This window comes from Caballeronia sp. dw_19, assembly GCF_018449515.1.
In the GTDB taxonomy this organism is placed as follows: Bacteria; Pseudomonadota; Gammaproteobacteria; order Burkholderiales; family Burkholderiaceae; genus Caballeronia.
Genome location: NZ_JAAVUQ010000109.1, coordinates 1 through 623, shown reverse-complemented (window position 1 = coordinate 623; position 623 = coordinate 1). Strand labels below are relative to the sequence as shown.

1 protein-coding gene is annotated in these 623 nt (G+C 58.6%); it reads right to left on the bottom strand.

The features are described from left to right. Positions 1 to 623 (bottom strand): IS630 family transposase (locus tag HB376_RS40610; protein ID WP_213769311.1); only part of this gene is annotated, 623 nt, incomplete at both ends.

The window sequence follows — 623 nt, the reverse complement described above, 5'->3', positions numbered from 1 at the left end:
TGCACGTACTGTTCGATGGTGCCAATCAATTCGGGTACCGAGCGCAACACCGCACGTCGCAACTGGTTCACTGACAAGTCACGAAAGAAGCGTTCGACCATGTTGAGCCAAGAGGCGCTGGTGGGCGTGAAATGCATGTGAAATCGCGGGTGCTTGGCAAGCCACGCCTGTACCTCGGGATGCTTATGGGTGGCATAGTTGTCAGCGATCAAATGCAGCTCGCGGTCCTTGGGCGTGTTGCGATCGATCTTGCGCAAGAAGTTCAGCCACTCCTGGTGACGATGTTTTGTCTGGCACTGGCCAATGACACTGCCATCGAGCGTGTTCATCGCGGCAAACAGCGTCGTCACACCATGGCGCTTGTAATCGTGCGTCATCGTTTGAGCGCGACCTCGCTTGAGCGGCAAGCCCGGCTGGGTCCGATCAAGCGCCTGGATCTGGGACTTCTCATCGCAGCACAGGACCAAGGCGTGCTCCGGGGGATCGAGATACAGCCCGACGATGTCCTCGAGTTTCTCGGCGAAGTGCTTGTCGTTCGATATCTTGAAGCTCTCTAACCGATGCGGCTTGAGGCCGTGCGCCTGCCAGATGCGCCGCACGCTCGCCGCACTTATGCCGGCCAC